Source organism: Flavobacterium sp. (assembly GCF_044361015.1).
Taxonomy (GTDB): Bacteria; Bacteroidota; Bacteroidia; order Flavobacteriales; family Flavobacteriaceae; genus Flavobacterium.
On the sequence record NZ_JBIKJL010000102.1, the window covers coordinates 1 to 3,504 of the forward strand.

General features: G+C 35.5%; 4 protein-coding genes. 2 read left to right on the forward strand and 2 right to left on the reverse strand.

Annotated features, from left to right (window positions below):
- Window positions 1–251 precede the first annotated feature (251 nt).
- The gene (locus ACIQ2Z_RS12690) at window positions 252–665 is read left to right on the forward strand and encodes a hypothetical protein (protein ID WP_396184538.1); all 414 of its coding nucleotides are present in this window, start codon (window positions 252–254) and stop codon (window positions 663–665) included.
- Between the two features lie 67 nt (window positions 666–732).
- On the opposite strand, the gene ACIQ2Z_RS12695 is transcribed toward ACIQ2Z_RS12690, so the two are convergent.
- Both ACIQ2Z_RS12695 and ACIQ2Z_RS12700 read right to left on the reverse strand, forming a co-directional pair.
- Entirely contained in the window at window positions 733–963 is a 231-nt protein-coding gene (locus tag ACIQ2Z_RS12695; protein ID WP_396184539.1) for a hypothetical protein, read from the reverse strand.
- Window positions 964–1,075: 112 nt separating this feature from the next.
- The gene (locus tag ACIQ2Z_RS12700; RefSeq protein ID WP_396184540.1) at window positions 1,076–2,224 is read right to left on the reverse strand and encodes a hypothetical protein; all 1,149 of its coding nucleotides are present in this window, start codon (window positions 2,222–2,224) and stop codon (window positions 1,076–1,078) included.
- A gap of 340 nt (window positions 2,225–2,564) precedes the next feature.
- Between ACIQ2Z_RS12700 and ACIQ2Z_RS12705 the strand changes: the two genes are divergently transcribed.
- On the forward strand, window positions 2,565–3,314 hold the full coding sequence (locus ACIQ2Z_RS12705; RefSeq protein ID WP_396184541.1) for a hypothetical protein: 750 nt from the start codon (window positions 2,565–2,567) through the stop codon (window positions 3,312–3,314).
- Window positions 3,315–3,504: the final 190 nt, after the last annotated feature.

A 3,504-nucleotide genomic window follows, 5' to 3' on the forward strand; every position in this document is an offset into this window, starting at 1 on the left:
GGGTTGCTGCCTCTCTCTCCTTCGTTGTTTTCTAAAGAAATTCTATAAGGGCGGAGGGGATTCGCGGTTATATAGGTTTCATTTGAGGTTTTGTGCTAGGGGTTTTGGTTTAAAGTTGTTTAAGGTGGTTAAGGTGGTTGGGGGTTTGGTTATTTTGTTTTTGGGTACTTTTTAAAGGCGGGATAAAAAAATATGGTTTGGTTTTTAAATTTTAGTATTTTAGTATTTTAGTAAAAATTTAAACGACTCCGATGAAAAAATTTCTATTGCTGTTTTTGGCTATTCCGCTTTTGTCGCTAACCCCTGAAAATGATACTGCAAAGTTCATTGGAAAGTGGATTGGCAATGATCAAATAGGCTTGGGTTTTGTCACATTTGATACCGAGGGCTATGCTTACTTTGAAATTGAGGGCCAGGTTTTTGGCGGAAAGGAATTTATTTATGATGGGAAAAAAGGAAAAATGACCTACTCGATCAATACTACAACCAACCCCATACAAGTAGATTTCATTATTACCAAATTACAAAATGGCGAACAAATTAAAATACCCTGTATTGCCAAATTTATTGACGATAATACGATGCATTTTGCCATGGGTTTTGAGCTAACCAGACCCACAGGCTTTGAGGAACCTAATTCAATTGTTCTTAAGAGAGCAAAGTAATAGTAAGGTGCTGAGGTGCTGAGTTGCTGAGATGCTGAGGTACTGAGATGCTGAGTTTTGTTCGCGGTTATTTTTTGTTTTCTTTGGGTTTAGTACCGAGGATGATGGCGTTATATAGGTCTACTCTTTTGACATTGTAGTAATTGCAGAACTCATCGATGGTTACGGGTTGGTGTCGTTTTTTGTTATAATGTTTTCGCATGTCGGCTATCATTTTATAACTCATTCGTTGGCCTTTTCCAAAAAACAATTGGATGTCACGTGCTGTAATTACTTGTCGGGCTATATTGCATTCCATCGCATTTTTGTATTAAATGTTATGGGACAAATTTATATTGACTGTGTTTTTTTTCCGACTATTCTTTGAAGACTTTACTCTCCAGCTTTAGAGAGTTTACACTCTGATTTTGTTACTTGTTATAAATCAACGCTTTAACCTTATTGTACCACAGCTCTCTATCTTTGTTTTTTGCTTGTTCTAATGTTTTAGTCGTGTTCATGAGTTTGATTTTATAGGTATTCGTATTGTACCAATCTCTAAAAGGAGTATCCTTTACTACGATAAGTTTATCTTTTTCAGCCATCATTCTGTACAAAAAACTAATTTGAATACTACTGTCTATGCCTTCGTTCAGTTCTTCAAATAGTATGAATGCTTTTTTGTTTATAAAAATGTGTCTAGGATAATCCTCCTCGTTTTGAATTATAGTTTGGGTTGCTTCCGGAGCTATTATTGGTTGTGATTCGACTTTTTGAGTTACTGTTAATTCTTGAGCAAACTCTTCAATACATTTGTATTCCTCCGGGGTTTTATCCCAATTTAATGCTGTTTTACGAATTTCCAATTGCTTGTTTAAAATTGTTTTAACTATTTTATGAAACTGCAATCGCTCTTTTGGAAATTCTCGTAACTCAACAGGGTCTATGTATTTTCCCAGGATGAAAAAGGTACTTTCGTTTTTTTTGTATTTTTTTAGGTAATTGTTTTTATCAAAACTCATCATTGTCATTTTAAAAGACCTATCTGCTGTGATAAATGCATCTCCTAAATCGAAGAATATTTGTTCAAAGTCAAATAACTTTTTTATTAACTTACTCAATAAAGTATCGATTACTTTGCTGTCGAACAGTTCAATTTGGCAATCAAAATTTAAAACATCCACACAAGTGAAATTACTTTCAACTTCTATCAAAAACTTTTTATACGCTTCAATTTTTACTTTTATATCAGCCGGAGAATCTTGGGTAATTGGTACGTATTGTAGTTCATTTGAAAGGTCATTTTCAAAATTGCCAATGGTAACCGGGACGTAGTCTTTCCTACTAAAAATTTTATCCCCGTCCTCTAAAAAACTATTTATACTGCTATGCACATGCGAAAAATGTTCACCTTCAAAATAATTGTAGTATTCGATAATTAACCAATAACGCAATTTATCTCTTGTGTAACTGACAAAGGCATCTCTATTGTTTTGAATGCTTGAAAAATCATCTAAATTAAATTGCTTTTTTACTTGATTCAGATAGTTTTGATCTATAATATATTTTTGATTTTCCATTCTATTGCGGTTTAAAGGAGATCTAAAAATACTACAAGTTTTTTAATTTACAAATTTTCTTAAGCATCAAGTAGTGTTTTCAATTTTATACTACGCGGCTACCCTTACCCTACACTATCCCTTAAGTATCCCTTACGTATCCCTTCTTTATCTCTCTTAAAAAACACCTTTATTTTACTGCACTTTGTTGCACTTTTTAGTCTGTCACTGAACGAAACAGTTTATTTACGCATAAATATGTAACTATTTGCAAATCAATACCTTATTTGAACCAAACGTTTGCAAGGCCTCTATTGACTCCCTAGTTTTGGGTCATTATTAATTTTTAAATGCTTTTATTATGGCAAAATTTGAAGGGATCTTCGAGATCCAAGGGACTATGAAAGGCATGACCTTTTATAAGTCAAAAGACGGGCTCTTAATCAGAGCCAAAGGAGGCGTTTCAAAACAACGCATTAAGAACGACCCTGCTTTTCAGCGAACGCGTGAGAACGGGTCGGAGTTCAAGCACAACTCTCAAATGGGTCAGTTGTTGCGACAAACGGTGAGTCCACTCTTACGATTGGCCAAAGACTATCGTGTGAGTAGCAGACTCAACCGTGTGATGAGCCAGATTAAGAATCTGGATACGGTTTCCAGCCGTGGTGAACGTCAGGTTCCAATTGGTATTGGTACTGTTGATGGGAAGGCCTTACTCAAAGGTTTTGATTTCAATCAGAATGCCGCCTTTCTAAGTGTTTTTCGCTCACCCTATTCGTTGGATCCGGTGACCGGAATTTTTACGGTGACTGATTTTCAAAGTGAATTTCACTTGAGGGTACCTGAAGGCACGACGCATGCCAGTTTGAGTGGTGCGGTGTTGGGAATTGATTTTGCGACTCGCCTTTATGACACGCAGTACAGCAACAAAGTAAATTTTGCGATAGATACTACTCTGCAAACTATTACTTTGACACCTGCTGCCCTGCCCACTGTTACTGAAACTCAATTGTTCTTCCTCTTGATTGAGTTTTTTCAGGAAATTAATGGGGTGCAGTATCCTTTAAAAAACAATTCACACAATGTGTTGCACATTTTGGAAGTAGTGTAGTGATTTTTATGGTTGTTTTTATATCCTCTTGAGATTTTGGTCTCAGGGGGATTTTTTTTTTGGGGGGGGTGTTACAACGTTTCCGTGTTTTTTTAGTTTTTTAATTCTTTTGGTTTTTTTGGTTTTTTTGGTTCTTTTGGTTCTTTTGTTTTTTTTGGAGCACGAAGTTTTTTTGAGGTACTAAGATGCT